The organism is Nitrospirota bacterium, from assembly GCA_040754395.1.
In the GTDB taxonomy this organism is placed as follows: domain Bacteria; phylum Nitrospirota; class Thermodesulfovibrionia; order Thermodesulfovibrionales; family SM23-35; genus JBFMCL01.
Genome location: JBFMCL010000036.1, coordinates 1 through 20,377 on the forward strand (window position 1 = coordinate 1; position 20,377 = coordinate 20,377).

A 20,377-nucleotide genomic window follows, 5' to 3' on the forward strand; every position below is an offset into this window, starting at 1 on the left:
CCGAGAATATCGTGTATACTCTGTTCATGGTCTGTTCCTCCTTGCTGGTATAGGGTTTGGTCACCACTATTTTCCAACAAGTATAAAGAACAGACCGATATTTATAAATATTTACCGGACACTAATGTAAACATGGTATTATTTTGATAAATAGTGAGAGGAAAATATGAAAACTAAATTTAATATGATCTATTGGAAGGGGGATAAATTTTGGGTAGGCAAACTACTCGAACATCCGGAAATTATGACACAGGGGGCAACACTGGAGGAACTTGAAGAAAACATGAGAGAAGCATATATAATGATGACGATGGAAGATGTTCCTAAAAAACATAAGGTTAAGAAACTTGAATTGGCAGTATGAAGAGAAAGGACCTCATCAGGAGGTTAACCGATGAAGGATGCATTCTCGTAAGACATGGTAGCCGACATGATCTCTATAAAAATCCAACCACTGGCAAGAAACAGCCTATCCCGAGGCACAACGAAATAGACGACAATCTTGCAAAACACATAATAAAAGAACTGACATAACAAAAACATTCTGCCGACCGGGCATAGCCTCAGTGGTTATTGAGATTCCGTTGAAGACTACTGATGAACGATATAACAAAAGCAAGGAGACCCGGACAGGAACAAAAACGGGTAAATATTGATTTCCCATTATGGATGATTCAGTTATTGGATAAAGAAGCAAAGCGTTTGGGAGTGCCTCGACAATCCATAATCAAAGTCTGGGTAGCAGAACGTCTTGAAAGGTCATCTTGAATATGACTGATGTTAACAAGTCACTCCACAGGATGCGGCATTACGGCTGCTGCACCTGTGAGTTCAGTCGTTATAAGTAAAATAAATAATGGAAATTGTCGGAAATAAAATAAAATTAATACCTGCTAGACAGATAGACCGTGAAAAAATATATAGTTGGCTTTGCCAATCAGACCTAACCTCCTCTATAATGGGGCCTCCTAAATACCCTGATCACCCAATACCTACATTAGAAAATTTTTGCAACGAATATCCTTTATCTTTTTTCAATGCATCTGGTGACGGAAAAGGCAGAGTTTTTATTATTACAGCAAATGGTGAAGAAGTAGGTACGGTGGGTTACGATCTTCTTGATAAAGAAAAGGACAGAGCCGTACTGGATATATGGATGAAAGCAGAACAATATTGTGGGCACGGTTATGGTAGCGACGCTCTAAATACTCTTTCTTCCTATATACATAACAATTATGGTATTTCTAATTTGTTGATATCCCCATCGGAAAGGAATAAACGTGCGGTAGCAGCTTATAAAAAAGCTGGATTTGAATACGTAAAAACTATGGCCAAAAAAGAACAAGAAAAAGAGTTCGGATTATCAGAATACAATGATAATCTATTAATGATAAAAAGGCTTATAACAAAGCAATCCAGCTGACCCTCACCCGCGCTTCGCTTGGTTCGGGCAGATGATTTTTGTGTTATGCTCACAAATATAAGGCGAAGATTGATTGGCATATCAATATGCATGCCTCTTCATGCCTACCTCGCAAGAATTAACCATGTCAGAAGATTATTGCTTGTATTATTAATTATGATAAGTTATTATATTTAATAATGTGGCACATAAAAGAACATCATTATATAGCAAAGCAGTGTCTTAAGTTGCCGCAGTCGATAGTAAGGAAATATGAACTTTGGAAGAACATTGTTTTTCGGCATGGCCCTGAAAAGGTAAAAGAGTTTCCCGGATTTCATGATGAGAAGTTGAAAGGAGAGCGCAAGGGGCAGCGATCGTCACGTTTGAGCAGCCAATATAGGGTTATCTATACCGTAGAAAAAGATATAGTTACTGTTTTGGTGATGGAAATAACGCCGCATAAATATTAGGAGGATCAAATGAAAGCTTTAAAAAGTGTTTACAGGCCGGCAAAGTCCCATGCTGTTCTAACAACAGGCGAGACTATTCGGATGCTCCGCGAATTGAAAGGTTGGACTCAGGCCGAACTTGCACGCCGGTCTGGTATAAGTGTAACGAATATAAGCCTTTTGGAAAATGAGAAAATAGAAATTGGCAAAAAGCGTGCTGAGCAACTTGCAAAGTCATTTGACATCCATCCTGCAATAATTATGTTCCCGGAGTATGAAGCAAGGGAAATCGAAAGGGCAGCATAACATTTCACTCCACAGGATGCGGCAAAGTACCCGCCGCACCTGTGAGTTCAGGCGTTACATAAAATTACCAATCAATAATTTAGCGTCTTGACGCTTTGCCCCGTCATAATGGCATATTAAAAAATCAGATTTAGGTATTTGCACGTCACTTCATTACCGCGCCGTTTCCTGCAGAACTCACCATGCGTGCATATCGTGCAAGATAGCCTTTTGTGATCTTGGGCCTGACAGGCTTCCAAACACTGAGCCGCTCTTTTATCTCCCTGTCGGATAACAGGGCATCGATTCTTCTTTTCGGGATATCGATCTTTATCCTGTCACCGTCCCTGAGAATCGCGATCGTCCCGCCTTCCATTGCTTCAGGTGAGATATGCCCTATGCAGGGGCCTCTTGTACCACCCGAGAATCTCCCGTCAGTGATCAAAGCGACTGATTCGCTCAGGCCCATCCCTGCGATTGCGGCTGTTGGCGAGAGCATTTCTCTCATGCCGGGACCGCCTTTCGGACCTTCATACCTGATCACCACGACATCTCCTGCCCTGATTTTTCCGTTAAGGATTGCCTTCATGCCGTCCTCTTCGGAATTGAATACCTTTGCCCTGCCTTCAATCTTCATCATCTTCTGACTCACCGCAGACTGTTTCACCACCGCTCCGTCAGGCGCGAGGTTTCCCCTGAGTATCGCTATCCCGCCTTCTTTGTGATATGGCTTGTTTAACGGTCTTATCACGTTTTCGTCAACAACAATCGCGGCATCAGCGATACCGAAAATTTTTCTGCCACTGACTGTGGCAGCATTATTCAGATTTTTTCGCAACCGTTTCATTACCGCAGGGATACCCCCTGCCCAGTCGAGGTCCTCGAGGTAATGCTCTCCGCCGGGAAGCATATTGGCGATATGCGGGGTCTTCCTGCTCAGGATATCAAATGTCTCCAGCGGGAGGTCAACCCCGGCGTCATGAGCGATTGCGGGAATATGCAGAACAGTATTCGTCGATCCCCCGAGTGCAAGATCGACCATAATTGCATTTTCGAAGGACTTCCGTGTCATTATTTTTCGCGGGGTTACATTATCTTTTATTAAGGTAACGATCCTCTGTCCGCTTTCAAACGCGATCCTTCTTTTGTCAGCCGATACCGCGAGCGCGGTTGCGCATCCCGGAAGGCTCATGCCGAGGGCCTCAGTGATACATGCCATGGTGTTGGCGGTGTACATGCCCTGGCATGATCCGGCACCGGGGCATGCGCATATCTCAAGGGCATCCAGCTCATCCTTCTTCAGAAGGCCTTTCTTGTATTTCCCTATCGCCTCAAAGGTGTCATTGACCAGGGAGAGCCGCCGCCCTCTCAGACGGCCGGAAAGCATGGGACCGGCAGTCACCACAATAGCCGGGATATTAATCCTTGCCGCAGCCATGAGCATTCCGGGGGTAATCTTGTCACAGTTGGTCAGCAGCACAAGCCCGTCAAGCTGATGTGCCTGGGTAATCGTCTCGACCATATCCGCAATAAGTTCCCTTGACGGCAGTGAATAATGCATTCCGGTATGCCCCATGGCGATACCGTCGCAGATGCCCGGGATTCCGAACATAAACGGATACCCTCCTGCGGCATGGATTCCCTTTTCTATGAATCTTTCGAGGTCCCTCATGCCGATGTGCCCGGGAATGATATCGGTAAAACTTGTGGCAACGCCGATAAACGGTTTTTTCATTTCGCTTTTCGATATTCCCGTCGCATAGAGAAGCGCCCTGTGCGGCACCCGCTCAAGTCCCTCTTTGATGATCCTGCTTCTCATAATAGCCCCCCTGAATATAGGTTAGAAACAAAAACTGAGAAATATGAAATGAGTCTGAAGATGCATCATTGCCCATTTCTTACTTCTCAGTTTTCAGTTCCGGGTTAATTCAGTGCGCTCTGTTTCTTGTATTCTCTTACCAGCTCTGCCATCCTGTCTTTTTTAAGGAGTTTCTGCTTCTGGATCCTTTTCCTCTCGAACTCTTCTTCAGGGGTAAGGTAGCGCTTATTGTCAATCTCTGACAGGAGTGAGTCAAGACTCCTGTGTTCCTCGCTCAGCTTCTTGAATTCTTCGTTTTCTTTTTTCAGGAGTTCGACAATTTCTTGCTCTTTCAATGTTGCCTCCTTTTTGGATGAATATATATAGCTCTGTGAGCCTGACATCATTAGCGAATAAGCGTTTATGAGGATATTCTCAGTCTGAATTATATCTCCTTGGCAATCCTTTCTGCAAGTTTATACGAGTTTTCTATGCAGTCATTGACTCCGATGCCCTGATATGCGTTTCCGGTTATGTACAATCTGCTGAAACGGCTGCATGCCTCAGAGATTCTCTCGAGTATTTTTTCGTGTTTCGGTGCATACTGCGGGATGCCTTTTTCGTGTTTATACACCTTTGTAAAATCGGGCTGGACATCTATTCCCATTATATCTTTCAGTTCATCCATGACAAGATCCCTGAGTCTGTCATCATCTTCAAGTGCAAGATCCGATCTTCTTACCCCTCCGAGCATGCTCCTGAGCAGCACATGGCCGTCCGGAGCCCTGTTCGGGAATATGCTCGAATCCCAGAGCGTACCGAGTATCTTTCTTCCTTCCCTGCTCGGGATCAGGAACCCAAAACCGTCGAGCGGATGCCTGATCCTTTCCCGTCTGTAGCCGAAACATACCACAGAGATCGAGGGATAAGGGATTTCGTTGAGGGTTGATGCAAGGTCTTTGGCAAGGTCTTTCACCATAGCGGATGCCTCAAACGCAGGAGTGGCAAGGACGACGCCTCTGGTTTCTATCGTCGAACCGTCCGAAAGGCTGACGTGATACCTGTCCCCTTTTTTATCGACTGAAACCCCCTTCACCCCTGTCTTCAAACGGGTTCCGAGAAACTGTGTCAGCGTTCCTATCATCACTTCCATCCCATCGAAGAAGGAAGTCAGAATACCGCCCGGTCCTGCGCCCACCTTTTCCCCGGTCTTTCTGGCTTCTTTTTTAAGTTTGATCATCCCCCGTATCAGACTTCCGTATTTCTGCTCGAGATTGTATACCTTCGGGAAACAGCTCCTGAGGCTCATCTTTTCGGGGTCACCGGCATAAATACCTGATGCCATCGGGTCGATCAGTTTTTCATACGCCTCTCTGCCCAGCCGTCTTATTGCGAACTCTGCGAGAGTTTCGTCGTTTCCACCGCCCCTGGGAGCGAATATCTCCCAGATGATTCTGAGTCTGCCGGAAAGCGAGAGAAGGTTGGAACCGAAAAATGACGCAGGGGATTCAGGCAGCCGATGAAGAGTGCCGTCGGAATAAATAAACCTTTTTCTTGAGTTTTCGTTGCTCCGCAATGCAGAGAGGGAGAGTTTCGAGACGAGTTCGAGGGTTTTGGGCCTGTTGTCGAGAAACCCGTTGACGCCCCCCTCACATAAATACCCGTTGGATTTATCAGTCCAGATCTTCCCTCCGGCCCTATCCCCTGACTCGATGACGGTAATCTCTAGGGAAGGCGAACGTTCAAGCAGAAAATAGGCTAGTGAAAGGCCGGTGATTCCTCCTCCGATGATGACCAGGTTCATAGTAGTTCACTTCAATATTAGCATAAAAGGTGTGAAGACGCCATCTCATGTTTTTCTGCTGTCCTCACAGCAGGGAGGGATGCGGGCGACAGATCTGTCAACCCCCTGATTCTGCTGACCGGTCCCTGGTCGCCAGGGAAAGAAAGAGTTTCCTGTCATGAGAATACAGAATAAGCCCGTCACTCTCAAACGAATCAAGAACGGATTCCACCTCATGAAGGGAAAGTCCGAGAGTTTCCGCTACCCTGACGATCTCCTGTGATACTTCGACGGCAGAGAGATACACCCGGCCTTCGAGCGGACTGAGCAGACGGGTGTGTACTTTCCCGTCGCGGTTTGTCTCGATCTGAAAGCCGCCTAAGGTTTCCCTGAAAACCATGTAATTCTCTGCAGGGTTTTTGCTTTTGATCTCCTCGACCGCATTGCGTATTGTCCCTGAAATTCTGTACTGTTCGTCATCATTAGAGAACTCATATGGATACGGGTAATTCGAATATGAGGGCATGCTGAAGTCCTCGAAAATCAGGGAGAAGATCGAAGCGCTGTGTTTTCTGATACCATAACTTTCACTGTTCAGATATACGGGACAATCCGTAGGCAGATAAAACTCGCCCGGAAATATCTGGATATTCTCGCTCACGAGTATGTGGGCTATGCGTTCCATAACCCTCAGATTTTCTCTCATGTCGTGTTCACTCATCATGGGAAAACAGGTGAAAAGGTTGAATTGCACAGGCACCTTCAGTTCGGCAACCGCTTTCAGAACCTCTACATTCTTCAGCGCGGTTACCCCTTTGTTCATAAGCTGCAATATCCTTTCGCTGAATGTTTCGATGCCGATCTGGAAGTTTGAGGTCCATGTGCCGAAACGCAGTATGGATGCCAGCACGTCCCTGTTTATTCTGTCCGCCCTGAATTCTGCATAGATGAAATTGAAATATTTCCCCTCGAGGTAATGCGAGATATCAATAATCAATTGCGGGTCTTTCAGCGCGTCAGAGTCGAGAATGAAGAAATTTCTGAGGTCTCCGGAAATGTTCTGGTAGTATGCAAATTCGTCTTTCAGGCGGTCTGCAGTCTTTGTCTGGCAGGTGATATTGTATGATTCATCGGGACAGAACGTGCATCGCTTCCAGGGACAACCCCTGCCGAATTCCACGGGAAGAATGATTTCGGAAAGTTCAACCGGGAAGTTTTCAAACGGGTATTGGGGAAAAGGAAGGGCATTGAGGGAGACATTCGGGCTGTATGAGGTTTTCGCGATATTGCCGCCGGGATCTCTACAGATCACATTGTGCAGTGCGTTCCTTTCGTCGCCGATATGTGCAAGGATGCTCTCCACCGCAACTTCACATTCTCCTGTCCCGATATAATCGACGTAGTCTGCGTGCGCAAGGAGATCATAGCCAAAGGCCCCCGAGCAGTCCTTGCCGCCGATAACCGTTCTGATTGCAGGGTAATGCTTCTTAATCCTTGCGCACATCATCAGCGAACTGCTCAGCTGATAGTGGGAAGAACTGAACCCGACGAGTTTTGTTCCTTCAAGATGGGGTGACAGCTTCTGAAAGGATGAGTCAAGGAACGCGGCAGCCACTTCCCTCAGTTCGTCAAACTCCTTCAGTGTCATGCCGAGCGACTCGAGCCGTTGTTCGAACCGTTCCTTTGACATGCGATATTTCTCTTCGAACAGCAGGGAAGCGAAGAGATAATCGAGCCCGAGATATTCGACCCCAAACTGTTCCGTAAGCTTCAGCAGGTTATCTGTAATGTGAGGACGCAATCCCCTCAGATACGGCAGAAAGTCCAGATGAAAGTGGAATGTCCTGACGCTTCTGCCTTTTCCGGAGAGATAGGCCTGCATAATCCCGAGGTTGATATTCGGGACATGCGCGAACCATTTCGAGATAAACCTTGCATACGGCATGGAAACGAAAATAAAATCCACGAAGCTGTTCTCCCAAAATTGTCTTCTGAGGCATTATTTAATGATGCTTCCGGTATTCACAGGATTGACATGACAATGTTTCCGTGATACGCGCTATCCCTGCCCCCTTTCAGGTGCGGGACGCACTCCATCAGGAATCCCGGATGGTCATTTTAATTTATTATTCTATATAATCTAATTGTGACAATGAAAGATAAAAAGCGCACGCGAGTGAAGCACCGTTCTCCTGAAAGGATTGCATTTCCGAATGAAGAAAAGATCCAGCCATGGCTTACCATGCTCCTCGACGCCTATTATATTGTGGATAAAGGGGTTGATGAGGCGATAAAAATGGAAATCAGGAAAGGCAGGAAGCTGTCATGCAGCAAAGGCTGTTCCCACTGCTGCAAGACCCACCAAACGATACCTGTCTATCCACTTGAACTCGTCGGACTTTCCTGGTTTGTAACGGAAAAAACCTCCGGCTCCGCCCGAAAGGCTGTGAAGGCGCAACTGAGAGACTACCGGGAAGGCGACCCATGTCCGTTTCTAATTGAAGGGATCTGCAGTGTGCATCCCCTGAGACCGGTATCGTGCAGGCAATTCAATGTATTTGGCAGGCCGTGTGAGGAGGGGGAAGACCCTTTTTATACGAGACGCGGAGACGTGCTCTCACCGCTCAGGAAATACACAGACCGGGCGTTTTATCTCATGCTCCCGTTTTACGGAGTTGACGATGAAGCACGGAGATGGAAGATTATCGAAAGCGGAATGGTGCATCAGGTGGTCAGGCTCCTTCAGGGCTGCAACTGGCAAAGCCTCGCAGAAAAGATGGATGAATATGACAACATGGCTATAAAGTGATGCAAATTCTGAGTACAAATAATCAGGGCCGGATCGAGATATTGATTGATCTGAGGGAATTGATAGAATTGCATTAAATACCATGATGCGAGATTCGGGAGGGAAAATGCCGGAAGACTCTTTGAGGGAGATTGTAAAGCTCTGTTTATCCATAGATGAGCAGGCGGCACGTATCTATGCATCTTTGTCCGCATTGTCCGGTTCCCATGAAATAAAGGCATTCTGGGAAAAAATGTCCCTCGAAGAAACAGGGCATGTTCAAGTCTGGCAGCGCGTGATTCAGCTTGTTGAGCAGGGGATGGTTCCTCAGCTGTTTGAGTCCCCGGAAAAGATCAAAAAAGAATTGGAGGCAGTTCATGAACAGGTCAACGGTCTCATGCAAAAAAGCATGGATGTGTCTGATATATCCACTGCGTTTCTGATCGCATATCGTCTTGAATTTTATCTCCTGCACAGGGCCTTTAGTGTGCTTTTCCACTATGTCGAAATGATAGACCCCGGATTGCACCCTGAAAAGGAGTACGAAGCCCATATCAGCAAATTCATCGAATCACTGGAAACGTATGGAGCTGCCACGCCTGAGATGAAACTTTTGGGAGAAACATTGAAACATCTTTGGTATGAAAACAGGGCTCTCACAGTACAGAGCATAACAGATGAACTCACGGGATTGCTGAACAGAAGGGGATTCTTCAATCTTCTGAAACCGCTCAGCAGTCTTGCGCAGAGGAGCGGAATCTCTGTCGGGTTCATGATGATCGATATTGATTCCTTCAAATATATCAACGACACATACGGACATGAGAAAGGAGATGAAGTCCTCAGGAAAATTGCATCCATACTGAAACACTCAGTCCGCTCGTCTGATATTGTGGGGAGGATCGGGGGAGAGGAATTCGTCATATTTCTGTCTTCAACAGATGCGGGCCAAGCATTTGAACTTGCCGAAAAGATAAGGAAAAAGGTTGAACAGGGGATGAAAGATGATTTGAAAACCACAGTGAGTGTAGGACTGTCTACAGGAAGGTTTTCAATGAATGTCGATGAGGAAAACACGGAATTCATAAAAAGGGCCGACTCTGCCCTGTATGAGGCGAAAAAAACAGGCAAAAACAAAACTGTGAAATATGCGCATAATTAACAAAACACAGATTCTGCATCTTCGTTGTTCAGTGTATATTCCGAAAAAAAGGATGAAGCAGTTTTGACGGACTAACTTATATGTCTGTTGGGTCTACGTCAATCTTTACCGTCACGTCCCTTGCATTCCTGAACGTTTCGATGAAAGATGCTGCTGCTGCGCGAAGATTTTCCCTGACGCCGGATTTGAGAAGGAACTTGTATTCATTCTTCCCATGTTTATTTTTTGAAAGATGCGGGCCCAGTATCTCGACGTGCGTGTCCCCGGTCGTTCTAGTGCCGACGAACTCGCACAGTTTCCCCGCAATGTCTTTCTGCGCGATAACCCTGATCAGCACGAGCCTTGAAAAGGGGGGGTAGCACAACTCCTTTCGTCGCATAAGCTCTTCCCTGCAGAACGACCGGTGGTCATGTGCCTTCAGGTGTCTGAAAAGATAGTTCCCCGGCATTCTGGTCTGAATAAAGATTTCGCCATCAGATTCGATTATATCCATGACAGAGGAAATTTCCTGATACGCCTTTTCAGCCGACCGGAAATCAGGAAGGTTCAGATGCTGGTCTGTATTCAGAAAAGCAGCCATGGAAAAATTTCCGGCGCTCTTCAATCTCTTTGTCATAAGTCTGGTGCCGATAAGCAGCTTGTTGTCATGAAGATCTGCTGCGCAGAGCAATCCCTGTACTGCAGATTTTCCCCTTGCACGATCACTGTCGATCCGGACAGTGCTGATCCCCATGATATGTCCGAGCTCTTCGGCGACCCGCTGCGTCCCGGACCCGAGCATGACCAGATTATATCCTCTGCATCTGCTGCAGCTTTCAGGCGGATGAGGAAGCGTGTAGCCGCAGTAGTGGCATTTCATGGAAAGGTCCTGCTTGTGGAAGACCAGAGGAATTCTGCATTCCGGGCATTCTTCCATATGACTGCAATCCATGCATTGGAGAAGTGTCGCATATCCCCTCCTGTTGAGCACAAATATGACCCTCCTGTCGTTATTCACGTGTTTCAGGGCGGCGTCAATGGCGTTTTTTGAAAGAGAGGGAGTGATCTGTTTTGCATATCGCATGTCTATCACCTTGATCCGGGGTTTTTTCATGTCATCAGACGGTTTCATCATCGTATATTTACCTGATGTGCAATTGAAAAAAGATTCAATCGAGGGACAGACAGAAGATAACAGGACAGTAGTTTTTTCTAGATATCCCCTCATGACCGCAACGTCCCTTGCGTGATAACACGGCATGTTCTCCTGTTTGTAGGAACTGCTGTGTTCCTGCAGTACGGCAATCAGCGAGACTCGTTTCAGGGGGGCAAAAACTGCAGACCGGGTGCCGACAATGATGTCTGCAAATCCTCCGGCAATCCTATTGAATGTTGCGGATTTTTGACTCCTGCTCAAATGGCCGTGGAACTGGCAGACCCGTTTGCCGAAATTTTTTGCGAGGAAATAATAGACATTGCCAATGAGAGAGACTTCCGGAACGAGAATGATAGCATTTCCGGTTGTTACGAGCAAACTGCGCAGCAGGGAAAGTTCAAACTGGGAGGAAGGGGCATGCACGAGAAAAGTCCTGTACACATTTCTGTTCAATGACTGCGTGTGCATGATGTTGGCGATATTGACGATTTCGGCAGAATCCGGGATTTTGTCTCCCGTCAATCCATTTTCGGGGTCCGGACATGAAATGACGGGTTTTTTCTTTTTTACCTCCATAAACGCTTCACGCGGGAGCATAGTTTTCAGGACAATTCCCTGCTCTGCGATATAATAGTCTGACATCCATTTCAGGAGTTCAATCGATCTTCGGCTCAGGACAGGCTCTTCGCCATGCAGGGAAAGGATATCTCGTATTTCACTTTTGGGAACTGTCGTGGATTTTCCCAGAAGAATACCTTTCCTGGTTCTGTTTCTGAGAGGTGCACTTACGATCATGCCGGGGTTTACAGAATCGGAAAAGGCTTCAGGGCACCTGTACGTGAGGGGACCAAGATTTACCGGAAAGACAACATCGACAAACTCCATATCAGATTCTATCACATTGTTATCCAACTTAGCTTTGTGTCATAATTTACATATGCTGCTGAGAATTACTTTCTTTTTGTTCATGTGCGTCATTTTTTGCTCATGTTCAGCAAAGAATGTTGTGCAACCGGATCAGCAAACCCTGCCCTCTAAAGATGCCTACTATCTTTTTATGCTCGGGAATCTTGCAGAAAAAGATGGCAAATGGGAAGATGCCATCACGTATTACCAGAAGGCCCTTGAAAAGGACGCCAAATCCTCATATATAAAAACACAGATCAGCTATGTGCTGCTCAAGACCGCCAAGGTCAGTGAGGCAATCGTACTTACCGAAGAGGTGGTGAAAGAAGATCCCGGATATGTGCCTGCGCTGCTTCTTCTGGGGCAGCTTTACAACAGCCAGAAGAGGTCTGAGGAGGCGATCAGGCTGTATGAAAAGGTTCTTGAAATGCAGCCGGACAATCAGGAGGCCGCACTCTATACGAGCCTGCTGTATACGTCTGTCCAGCAATACCACAAGGCTATCGGTATCCTTGAAAAGCTTGTGGAAATGAATCCGGAAAACGTCATGGCAATCTATTATATTGGATCGATCCATATGGAAAAAGGAGACAATGCGAAGGCTGCGGAATACTTTGAAAAAGTTATTGCGCTCAGACCCGGTTTTGACAGTGCCTATCTGAACCTCGGGATGATCAGCGAGGCTGAAGACAACATGCAGAAGGCAGAAGAATATTACCGGCAGGTTGCCTCAATGAACCCTCACAATATCCAGGCGAGGGAACGACTTGCAAAGCTCTACATAAGGCTGAAACAGACAGAAAAGGCAATCGAGCAGTATGAGGAAATCAAGTTACAGGCAATGCATGTTGATGTGAATTTCAATCTTGGCCTCCTGTATTTTGAAGACACGCAATACGATAAAGCTATTGAGTCATTCAGAATTGTCCTGGAATCCAACCCTGACAATGCGCTCGTCCGGTACTACCTGGCGTTATCTCTGGGAGAGATCGACAGGGACGAAGAAGCGATCTCAGAGTTGAAGAAAATCATTCTCCGTGAGACTAAAAATATCAGTGCGTTTCTCTATCTCGGTTTTTTGTACTCAAAACTTGAAAAAGCTGATGAAGCAATCTCTGTGTATGAGGAAATCCTCAGTTTCGAGAAGGAGAAGCCGGAGGTATTTCTCTACCTGGCAAGCGTACATATGCGCAGGAACGATTATGCAAAGGCGGAGTCGGTGCTGCGGGATGCACTCAGCAGGTTTGAGAATAACGATGACCTGAACTTCAATCTCGCTATTATTCTGGAAAAAACAAAAAGATTTGAAGAAATGGTGATACATCTGAAAAAAGCGATCGAAATCAACCCGAAGCATGCAGATGCACTCAATTACCTGGGGTACAGCTATGCAGAGAAGGGAATACATCTCGAAGAAGCACTCTCTCTTATAGAAAGAGCGCTCGACCTGAAACCCGATAATGGCTATATTATGGATAGCCTCGGGTGGGTATACTTCAAATTAGGCAAACATGACCAGGCCCTGGGTATCCTTCTGAGAGCGGGCGAGATCGTGAAGGATGATCCTGTAGTGATGGAACATATCGGTGATGTCTACCGGGTGCGGGGATTCTTCAGGGAAGCCAGGGAGTTCTGGCTGAAAGCCATTGAAGTACATCAAAAGAGTGAAGATAAAGGGCTCAAAGAGCGAGTCGAGAAAAAGATTCAGGAATTGAAATGAAAACTCCGCTCGCTGCTCCTCGGGCGCCGTTTTCTCTGCGAGCACCAGCCAAGATCAACTGGTTTCTGCAAATCGTCGGACAGAGAGATGACGGCTATCATAATATTTCAAGCCTCATGCAATGCATCAGCCTCTATGACAGTCTGAGATTTGAACACTCGGATTCCCTGCAGATCAAAAGCGATCTGGATATCCCGCCAGCCGATAACCTGGTGCATAAGGCAGCTTCTCTCCTGAAAAAACTCGCCTCATGCAGAAAAGGTGCAAGGATTGCGTTGAGGAAGCGCATACCGGTAAGTGCCGGACTTGGGGGCGGCAGCAGCGATGCAGCTTCAACACTGACGGGGCTTAACATACTCTGGGGCCTTAATCTGACTGACATCGAATTAAGTGCAATAGGTGCACAGATAGGTTCTGACGTGCCGTTTTTTTTTCATTGCCCGCTTGCGCTTGTTGAAGGAAGGGGAGAAACCGTAACCCCGCTTCGTGCTGATTCATCTGCCATACTGCTCCTCATAAAGCCAGGGGTATCGGTATCAACAAAATGGGCGTATGAATTGTATGACGCGTCCGGATTTGACCAGTTGACAAAAAAACCCATTGATATTAAACTGTTCTGTCAAGCTATGGAAAGGCAGGATTATGCCTTTCTTGGCGAAATGCGCGAAAACAATCTTGAAGAGGTGGTAGCAGACAACCATCAGATCATCAGGGAAATAAAGCTGAAACTGACAGAGCAGGGGGCTGTGATTTCTGCAATGAGCGGCAGCGGACCTACGGTATTCGGAGTTTTTAAAAGCAGGACAATGGCGGAAAGGGCTGCTCAGGCAATGAAACCCGAGAAGGGCCTGATTGTTACGACGCTCCCGTCAGTTGAATGGAAGAAGCGAGCAGTTAAAAGCAGGAAAACATAAGAGGAAAAGTTTCGAAAGAAGCATTCCCGCCGGGCTTTTGACTCTTAATATGCAATTTTGAAATTTTCATGGGGCGTCGACAAACGGCAAGTCAGGAGACTTTGGATCTCCCATCTGGAGGTTCGAATCCTCCCGCCCCAGCCAAGGAGTGAACGGATGTCAGATGGAGATTATCAGAAAGATGGCAGAATAAATAAGCGCGCTGATTACAGATTCTGTTCTCTCTCTGAAATCTCTATCTGATTACGGGGGGGGAATAATGCCTGAGGGGATCAAGTTTTTTACCGGAAATGCGCACAGGGAGCTTGCAAGGGAGATCGCGGATTATCTGCAGATACCGGTGGGAGATGCAACAGTAACGAAATTCAGTGACGGTGAGATCATGGTGCATATCCATGAAAATGTGAGGGGCAGCGATGTCTTTATCCTTCAGCCGACCTGCATGCCGGTAAACCGCCATATTATGGAGATACTGCTGATGGTTGATGCGCTGAAAAGGGCCTCAGCAAGAAGGATTACCGCGGTGATCCCCTATTATGCATATGCACGACAGGACAGGAAAGTCCAGCCGAGGGTTCCGATATCCGCAAAACTGGTTGCGGATCTGATCACCGCTGCCGGAACGAACAGGATCCTCACCATGGATCTGCATGCTGCCCAGATTCAGGGGTTTTTTGATATACCGGTGGATAATTTATATGCTTCACCGGTCCTGCTGGAATATGTCAGGGAGAAATATGACTCAAACAACCTTGTCATCGTCTCACCCGACGCAGGAGGGGTTGAACGAGCAAGATCATTTGCAAAGATGCTTCAATGTTCCATCGCAATTATCGATAAAAGGCGTGAGGCCGCAAATATTTCGCAGATAATGAACGTGATCGGTGATGTGACGAGAAAAGACACCATCATTCTCGATGATATGGTCGACACAGGAGGAACGACAATCCAGGCTGCGACTGCCCTGAAAGAGAAGGGTGCAAAGAGGGTTATCGCTGCATGCACGCATGCGGTGCTCTCCGGTAACGCTATTGAAAAAGTCAATGCGTCAGTGCTTGAGGAACTCATTGTCACTAATACCATACCCCTCAACAGCAAGACAGAAAAGTGCAAAAAACTGACCGTTTTGAGCATCGCTTCCCTGATCGGAGAAGCGATCAGAAGAATTCATGAAGAATCTTCAATCAGCTCATTATTCGGATAGTATTCTGATTCAGAAACAGGAGGAAACATGGAAAGGATAACGCTTAACGCAGAAAAGAGGGAGGAAACCGGAAAAGGGGCAGCTCGCTCGCTGAGGAGGCAGGAGATGATCCCGGCGGTTCTCTATAGAGGAGGTGGGGCGATCCCGATAAAGGTTTCGAAGAGGGAGATCGTCAATTTCATTAACGTGTCGGCAGGACAGCAGGCAATGATAAACCTGCAGTTCAAGGACGGGGAAAACAGGCTTGCACTCATGAAGGAATTCCAGGTTGACCCGACAAAGAGAGAACTCTTGCATGCAGATTTTTTTGAGGTTTCACTCACAGAGAAGGTGAAAGTATATGTGCATATAGTAACCACCGGAGAGCCTGTGGGCGTAAAAAGAGACGGTGGCCTGTTGCAGCATGTTCTCCGGGAGATAGAGGTTGAATGTTTTCCCGACAAAATACCCGGACAGGTCAAATTTGATATCTCGGGGCTCGAAATCGGCCAGTCTTTCCACGTGAGCGATTTGAATCTGGGAGAAGATATAAGAATTCTGACTGACTCTGATGAAGTCATAGCCAATATACTTGCTCCTGCAGTTGAAGTAGCCCCTGCAGAGGAAGCTGAGGTTGCGGCCCCTGAAGCAGCAGCCGAGCCTGAAGTTATCAAGAAAGGCAAGAAGGAAGAGGAGGAAGAAAGTAAATAGGTTTTGGCGCATCCGCACGAGTTATACGGCTGATAGCTGAGTGTTGTGATCATGTGGCTTATCGCAGGTCTCGGGAATCCGGGCAGAAAGTATGCGCGAACAAGGCACAATGTCGGTTTCATGACAATCAGGGAAATTGCTGACAGACATGGGATTGAACTTTCGGAAAAAAAAGGATACGCAATCGGAAGGGGTTCCATAGAAGGACATGATATTCTTCTCTTGGAACCCCTTCTTTTTATGAACATGAGCGGTATAATCGTGCATCAGATCAGCAGGAAATTCAATATCCTGCCGGAAAAGCTCATTATTATTCACGACGACCTTGATATGGTAACAGGAAGACTGCGCATCAGGAGAATGGGTTCATCAGGCGGGCACAAAGGCGTTGATTCTGTAATACAGTACACAGGCACGAAAGCATTCATAAGGATAAAAATCGGCATAGGAAGGGAAAAGGAAGAACCGGCTGAAGAGTATGTCCTGAAAAAATTCAGCAGACGGGAAACAAGCCTTATCAGAGAGGCGATACAAAGGGCTGCGGATGCGATTGTCATCACCGTTTCTGAGGGAGTGGATAAGGCAATGAACAGGTTTAATTGATAGGGAGATTTGCTGATGCGTGATATGCTCGGGAGAGAGGAGCTCATCACTGTAGAAAAGGCTCTGGAACTTCTTTTTGCATGTGCCCCCTTCAAAATGCCTGACACAATTAATTCTCCTATTGAAAAATCCTACGGAATGGTCATTGCAGAGGATATCGTATCTCCTGAAGATCTTCCTGCGTTTCACCGGTCAACGGTTGACGGTTTTGCAGTGCATTCCGGGGACACATTCGGAGCTACAGAGAATTTCCCGGCGTATCTTGCCATTAAGGCAGAGATTCAAATGGGGGAGAAGCCAGAATTTGCGCTCAGCAGAGGAGAGGTCGCAAGGATCGCGACCGGCGGGATGCTGCCGGAGGGCGCAGATACTGTTGTGATGCTTGAACATACCGGGCAGATAGACGGGAAAATGATAGAGCTGGTGAAGCCGTCCAGCCCCGGTGAAAATGTTATTCAGGCAGGAGAAGATGTGCGACAGAGTGAGCGTGTCTTATGCAGGGGTCACAGGCTGAGGGCCCAGGATGTCGGAGCGCTTGCCGGCCTTGGTATAACAGATATTCCGGTCTTTGAAAAACCGAGGGTTTCCATCATATCAACAGGGGATGAAATAGTTCCCGCGGAAAAACCCGTCAAGCCAGGTCAGGTGAGGGATATAAATTCCTATACTCTTGCAGGACTCATCTCTGATGCCGGAGGCATTCCGGTAAAAAAAGGGATTTTCCAAGACACCTATGACATCATAAAAGATATTGTCGAAGATTCCCTGAACAACTCTGAGATGGTTCTCATTACCGGAGGCAGTTCTGTTGGTACCAAAGACCTGACCGCAATGATTATCAATGATATGGGAGAGCCGGGAGTTCTTTTTCATGGGGTATCATTGAAGCCTGGAAAGCCCATGATAGGAGGAGTTGTCAACACTATCCCGGTATTCGGTCTCCCGGGGCATCCTGCAGCAGTCAATGTATGTTTCGAACTCTTTATCCGCCCCGTGCTCACGATGCAGTCGGGAGCGTATGATGACAGGTTCGCAAAAAAGAAAAGGACAATCAAGGCACGACTTGCCAAGAACATCTCTTCAACACCCGGGAGAGAAGAACATATCGGGGTGGTTTTGGAGGAGTGGGACGATGAATTGTGGGCTGTTCCTCTGCTCGGGAAATCAGGCCTTATCACTACATTGACAAGGGCTGAGGGAACCGTGGTGATACCCTTGAGGAAGTTCGGAGTTCACGAAGGAGAAACCGTGGAGGTGCGGCTTTTTTAAGTCCCGCTTTCAGGAACTACCACTACCTTCAGGGAATTGCCGGCATCTGAAACAAGTTTAAACCCCTGCATGATATCTGACAATGAAACCACGTGGGTGATCATCGACCTTACATCAACAAGACCTGTGCTGATCATCTCGATTGCCTTATGAATATCTTCAGGGGCTGCACCGTAGGAGAAATATAATGCTATTTCATCTCTCCAGAATCTCTTGGATGGGATAGCGATGTCATGTTCCGGTACTGCAAAAAAAAGTATTTTTCCTTTTCTGTCAACAGACGAAATTGCGCTGCTGATCGCCTCTCTCGCCGCCGCGCATACAATGACCACATCCGCCAGTCTGTTATTGTTGATGTTTTGCAATTGCGCTGCAGAATATGAGAGCGCATTGAGAGCATAATGTGCTCCGAATTCCATAGCTTTATTCAGTCTGTAGTCATTGATATCTGTGGCGATGATTTTTGCTCCTTTCAGTTTGGATAGTTGTATATGCAGAATTCCAGAAACGCCGGAGCCGATAATGAGGACAGTCTGTCCTTCTTTCAATCCGAGCTGTTTCTGTCCGGCGATAGCGCACGCGAGGGGTTCGATCATCGCAGCATCCTCGAAAGAGATCTTTTCAGGAAGTAGAAAAGTCCCGTGCCTTACGTTCTCCTCCGGAATCCGGATGAACTCTGCAAAACCGCCCGGATCATAATTCCCGGAGTGAAGAGATTCGCACGCGGTGTAACTGCCCTGCATACAGTAATGACATTTGAAACAGGGTACATGATGAGAGACAAATACCCGGTCACCTTTCTTGAAGCCTTCAACGTTGCCTCCGGTATCAGCAATTGTTCCTGCCATCTCGTGACCGAGGATACGCGGGGCTTTTTTCACCCTGTACCACTCCATGACATCCGTGCCGCAAATTCCTGAAGCCTTCATTTGTACCAGGATTTCATTGCCGGACAGAGCGGGTATCGGGCGTTCCTCAATCCTGATATCGTCGTTTCGGTAGTAGACGGCTGCTCTCATAGGTAGAAATAAATCAGTCTGCCAAGGATTTCCCTGTGGAGATATAAAATCTTGTTTTATCATTCATGATCTTACCCCCCCCCGAACACTTGTATGCTGCAGGACACAGAAGTTAAATGGGAACGAAGATTCAAGTCTTATTTCTTTGTCTTTTCATAAATGTCGAAAGCATCATTGACAGATGCACCTTTATGGACAATCGCCTTAATCGCCTTAATCATGCCGACAGGATTGTCACTCTGAAAGATATTTCTTCCCATGTCAACGCCTGATGCGCCTTCCCGAATTGCATTCGCGGTCATCTGCAGGGCATCTTTTTCCGGTATCTTTTTCCCGCCCGCCATAACAATCGGCACAGGGCATCCCTCAACTACTTTGTGGAAGTCCTCGCAATAATATGTTTTCACAAAATGGGCGCCGATCTCTGCTGCTATCCTGCATGCAAGTCCGAGATACCGGGCGTCCCTTCCCATTTCCTTTCCGACCGCAGTTACCGCGAGTACAGGCATTCCGAACCTTTCAGCCTCACTGACCAGTTTCCCGAGATTCGCGATGGTCCTGTCTTCATTGTGTGCTCCGACAAAAATGGACATCCCCACACCTGAGGCATTGAGTCTGAGGGCTTCTTCGAGAGATGTTGTGACGTCTTCATTTGATAATTCCCCGAGTATGCTTGGACCACCTGAAACCCTCAGGCAAACTGGGACATCACTTCTGGGATCAACCGAAGTCCTCAGCATCCCCCGTGTAATGAAAAGGCAATCTGCGTAAGGAATAAGAGGTGTCACGGTTTTTCTCAAGTCCCGCAAACCCGTGGTAGGCCCCTGGAAATATCCATGGTCAACTGCAAGCATGACTGTCTTTCCCGTCTTTGGTTTTATGATGCGTGACAATCTGTTTTTCATCCCGAAATCCATGTCTGCCTCTCCTTTATTAATGGTTTGTGAAAGTATATATAAAGAGTTCTTGGACTGTCAAAAAGATAAAAATGCGCTGAACAGTTTTTTCTCACTTTCATATTGACAAAGCATATTTTATCAGTTATTATAATTTCTCTTGTGTATTGTTCTTTGAAAAATCTAAAAAAGTGCGTAGCATACCCTTAGTCAGTTTTAAACTTTTATTTGAGAGTTTGATCCTGGCTCAGAACGAACGCTGGCGGCGTGCCTAACACATGCAAGTCGGACGGTGTTAGTTCACAGCACTTAGCTCATAGCTGATAGCAAGAATTCTATGGTCATGGGCCA

General features: G+C 46.9%; 20 protein-coding genes, 1 tRNA gene and 1 rRNA gene. 15 read left to right on the forward strand and 7 right to left on the reverse strand.

All coding sequences use genetic code 11. The annotated features are described in order from the left end of the window. Window positions 1-166 precede the first annotated feature (166 nt). The 5 genes from AB1552_13590 (at window position 167) to AB1552_13610 (ending at window position 2,160) form a co-directional block, all read left to right on the forward strand. Window positions 167-364, forward strand: coding sequence for a type II toxin-antitoxin system HicB family antitoxin (locus tag AB1552_13590; protein ID MEW6054792.1), 198 nt, complete (start codon window positions 167-169; stop codon window positions 362-364). Beyond that, entirely contained in the window at window positions 361-534 is a 174-nt protein-coding gene (locus AB1552_13595; GenBank protein ID MEW6054793.1) for a type II toxin-antitoxin system HicA family toxin, read from the forward strand. Before AB1552_13590 ends, AB1552_13595 begins: the two co-directional genes overlap by 4 nt. A 63-nt stretch (window positions 535-597) precedes the next feature. Beyond that, window positions 598-768 (forward strand): CopG family transcriptional regulator, encoded by a 171-nt coding sequence (locus AB1552_13600; GenBank protein MEW6054794.1) that lies wholly within the window; start codon window positions 598-600, stop codon window positions 766-768. Between the two features lie 88 nt (window positions 769-856). Continuing rightward, window positions 857-1,423, forward strand: coding sequence for a GNAT family N-acetyltransferase (locus AB1552_13605; GenBank protein ID MEW6054795.1), 567 nt, complete (start codon window positions 857-859; stop codon window positions 1,421-1,423). Window positions 1,424-1,884: 461 nt separating this feature from the next. Next, complete coding sequence (locus AB1552_13610) at window positions 1,885-2,160, forward strand: helix-turn-helix transcriptional regulator (GenBank protein MEW6054796.1); 276 nt, start codon at window positions 1,885-1,887, stop codon at window positions 2,158-2,160. A 145-nt stretch (window positions 2,161-2,305) separates the two neighbouring features. Here AB1552_13610 and ilvD read toward each other — a convergent pair whose 3' ends face one another. The 4 genes from ilvD to AB1552_13630 form a co-directional block, all read right to left on the reverse strand. Beyond that, complete coding sequence (gene ilvD / locus AB1552_13615) at window positions 2,306-3,958, reverse strand: dihydroxy-acid dehydratase (protein MEW6054797.1); 1,653 nt, start codon at window positions 3,956-3,958, stop codon at window positions 2,306-2,308. 104 nt (window positions 3,959-4,062) lie between these two features. Further along, window positions 4,063-4,293 (reverse strand): DUF465 domain-containing protein, encoded by a 231-nt coding sequence (locus AB1552_13620; GenBank protein ID MEW6054798.1) that lies wholly within the window; start codon window positions 4,291-4,293, stop codon window positions 4,063-4,065. Between the two features lie 89 nt (window positions 4,294-4,382). After that, window positions 4,383-5,741 carry a protoporphyrinogen oxidase gene (gene hemG, locus AB1552_13625; protein MEW6054799.1) on the reverse strand — a complete coding sequence of 453 codons (1,359 nt, stop codon included), beginning with the start codon at window positions 5,739-5,741 and terminating at the stop codon, window positions 4,383-4,385. 97 nt (window positions 5,742-5,838) lie between these two features. Further along, window positions 5,839-7,686, reverse strand: a complete 1,848-nt coding sequence (locus tag AB1552_13630) for a radical SAM protein (GenBank protein MEW6054800.1) — start codon at window positions 7,684-7,686, stop codon at window positions 5,839-5,841. 186 nt (window positions 7,687-7,872) lie between these two features. Here AB1552_13630 and AB1552_13635 point away from each other — a divergent pair, with 186 nt between their 5' ends. After that, a complete protein-coding gene (locus AB1552_13635) occupies window positions 7,873-8,529 on the forward strand; it encodes a YkgJ family cysteine cluster protein (GenBank protein ID MEW6054801.1) in 657 nt (218 codons plus the stop codon). Between the two features lie 106 nt (window positions 8,530-8,635). After that, on the forward strand, window positions 8,636-9,670 hold the full coding sequence (locus AB1552_13640; protein MEW6054802.1) for a GGDEF domain-containing protein: 1,035 nt from the start codon (window positions 8,636-8,638) through the stop codon (window positions 9,668-9,670). Window positions 9,671-9,746: 76 nt separating this feature from the next. Here the strand turns inward: AB1552_13640 and priA are convergent, their stop codons facing one another. Beyond that, window positions 9,747-11,705, reverse strand: a complete 1,959-nt coding sequence (priA, locus tag AB1552_13645; protein MEW6054803.1) for a primosomal protein N' — start codon at window positions 11,703-11,705, stop codon at window positions 9,747-9,749. A gap of 67 nt (window positions 11,706-11,772) precedes the next feature. On the opposite strand from priA, the gene AB1552_13650 reads away from it, so the two are divergent. From AB1552_13650 to glp, 7 genes are all read left to right on the forward strand, one after another. Next, window positions 11,773-13,431: a tetratricopeptide repeat protein gene (locus AB1552_13650; protein ID MEW6054804.1), complete on the forward strand. Its 1,659-nt coding sequence runs from the start codon at window positions 11,773-11,775 to the stop codon at window positions 13,429-13,431. Beyond that, complete coding sequence (gene ispE, locus AB1552_13655) at window positions 13,428-14,345, forward strand: 4-(cytidine 5'-diphospho)-2-C-methyl-D-erythritol kinase (GenBank protein MEW6054805.1); 918 nt, start codon at window positions 13,428-13,430, stop codon at window positions 14,343-14,345. The genes AB1552_13650 and ispE overlap by 4 nt, the downstream gene beginning before the upstream one ends. A gap of 69 nt (window positions 14,346-14,414) precedes the next feature. After that, window positions 14,415-14,489: transfer RNA gene (locus AB1552_13660), tRNA-Gln, on the forward strand. Window positions 14,490-14,604: 115 nt separating this feature from the next. Then, window positions 14,605-15,549, forward strand: coding sequence for a ribose-phosphate pyrophosphokinase (locus AB1552_13665; protein MEW6054806.1), 945 nt, complete (start codon window positions 14,605-14,607; stop codon window positions 15,547-15,549). A gap of 27 nt (window positions 15,550-15,576) precedes the next feature. Next, entirely contained in the window at window positions 15,577-16,239 is a 663-nt protein-coding gene (locus AB1552_13670) for a 50S ribosomal protein L25 (protein MEW6054807.1), read from the forward strand. Window positions 16,240-16,290: 51 nt separating this feature from the next. Then, window positions 16,291-16,842, forward strand: coding sequence for an aminoacyl-tRNA hydrolase (gene pth, locus AB1552_13675; protein MEW6054808.1), 552 nt, complete (start codon window positions 16,291-16,293; stop codon window positions 16,840-16,842). 15 nt (window positions 16,843-16,857) lie between these two features. Then, window positions 16,858-18,111, forward strand: coding sequence for a gephyrin-like molybdotransferase Glp (glp, locus tag AB1552_13680; GenBank protein ID MEW6054809.1), 1,254 nt, complete (start codon window positions 16,858-16,860; stop codon window positions 18,109-18,111). On the opposite strand, the gene AB1552_13685 is transcribed toward glp, so the two are convergent. Both AB1552_13685 and lsrF read right to left on the reverse strand, forming a co-directional pair. Continuing rightward, a complete protein-coding gene (locus AB1552_13685; GenBank protein ID MEW6054810.1) occupies window positions 18,108-19,130 on the reverse strand; it encodes a zinc-dependent dehydrogenase in 1,023 nt (340 codons plus the stop codon). The two genes, glp and AB1552_13685, sit on opposite strands and share 4 nt — an antisense overlap. Before the next feature lie 137 nt (window positions 19,131-19,267). Next, window positions 19,268-20,083 carry a 3-hydroxy-5-phosphonooxypentane-2,4-dione thiolase gene (gene lsrF, locus AB1552_13690; protein ID MEW6054811.1) on the reverse strand — a complete coding sequence of 272 codons (816 nt, stop codon included), beginning with the start codon at window positions 20,081-20,083 and terminating at the stop codon, window positions 19,268-19,270. 167 nt (window positions 20,084-20,250) lie between these two features. Here lsrF and AB1552_13695 point away from each other — a divergent pair. After that, a 16S ribosomal RNA gene (locus AB1552_13695) occupies window positions 20,251-20,377 on the forward strand; the annotation flags it as partial.

Excerpts from the sequence above, each read along its gene's own strand:
- AB1552_13590 (MEW6054792.1), top strand. The coding sequence starts at position 167 with ATGAAAACTAAATTTAATATGATCTATTGGAAGGGGGATAAATTTTGG.
- AB1552_13595 (MEW6054793.1), top strand. The coding sequence starts at position 361 with ATGAAGAGAAAGGACCTCATCAGGAGGTTAACCGATGAAGGATGCATT.
- AB1552_13600 (MEW6054794.1), top strand. The coding sequence starts at position 598 with ATGAACGATATAACAAAAGCAAGGAGACCCGGACAGGAACAAAAACGG.
- AB1552_13605 (MEW6054795.1), top strand. The coding sequence starts at position 857 with ATGGAAATTGTCGGAAATAAAATAAAATTAATACCTGCTAGACAGATA.
- AB1552_13610 (MEW6054796.1), top strand. The coding sequence starts at position 1,885 with ATGAAAGCTTTAAAAAGTGTTTACAGGCCGGCAAAGTCCCATGCTGTT.
- ilvD (MEW6054797.1), bottom strand. The coding sequence starts at position 3,958 with ATGAGAAGCAGGATCATCAAAGAGGGACTTGAGCGGGTGCCGCACAGG.
- hemG (MEW6054799.1), bottom strand. The coding sequence starts at position 5,741 with ATGAACCTGGTCATCATCGGAGGAGGAATCACCGGCCTTTCACTAGCC.
- AB1552_13635 (MEW6054801.1), top strand. The coding sequence starts at position 7,873 with ATGAAAGATAAAAAGCGCACGCGAGTGAAGCACCGTTCTCCTGAAAGG.
- AB1552_13640 (MEW6054802.1), top strand. The coding sequence starts at position 8,636 with ATGCCGGAAGACTCTTTGAGGGAGATTGTAAAGCTCTGTTTATCCATA.
- AB1552_13650 (MEW6054804.1), top strand. The coding sequence starts at position 11,773 with ATGTGCGTCATTTTTTGCTCATGTTCAGCAAAGAATGTTGTGCAACCG.
- ispE (MEW6054805.1), top strand. The coding sequence starts at position 13,428 with ATGAAAACTCCGCTCGCTGCTCCTCGGGCGCCGTTTTCTCTGCGAGCA.
- AB1552_13665 (MEW6054806.1), top strand. The coding sequence starts at position 14,605 with ATGCCTGAGGGGATCAAGTTTTTTACCGGAAATGCGCACAGGGAGCTT.
- AB1552_13670 (MEW6054807.1), top strand. The coding sequence starts at position 15,577 with ATGGAAAGGATAACGCTTAACGCAGAAAAGAGGGAGGAAACCGGAAAA.
- pth (MEW6054808.1), top strand. The coding sequence starts at position 16,291 with ATGTGGCTTATCGCAGGTCTCGGGAATCCGGGCAGAAAGTATGCGCGA.
- glp (MEW6054809.1), top strand. The coding sequence starts at position 16,858 with ATGCGTGATATGCTCGGGAGAGAGGAGCTCATCACTGTAGAAAAGGCT.
- AB1552_13685 (MEW6054810.1), bottom strand. The coding sequence starts at position 19,130 with ATGAGAGCAGCCGTCTACTACCGAAACGACGATATCAGGATTGAGGAA.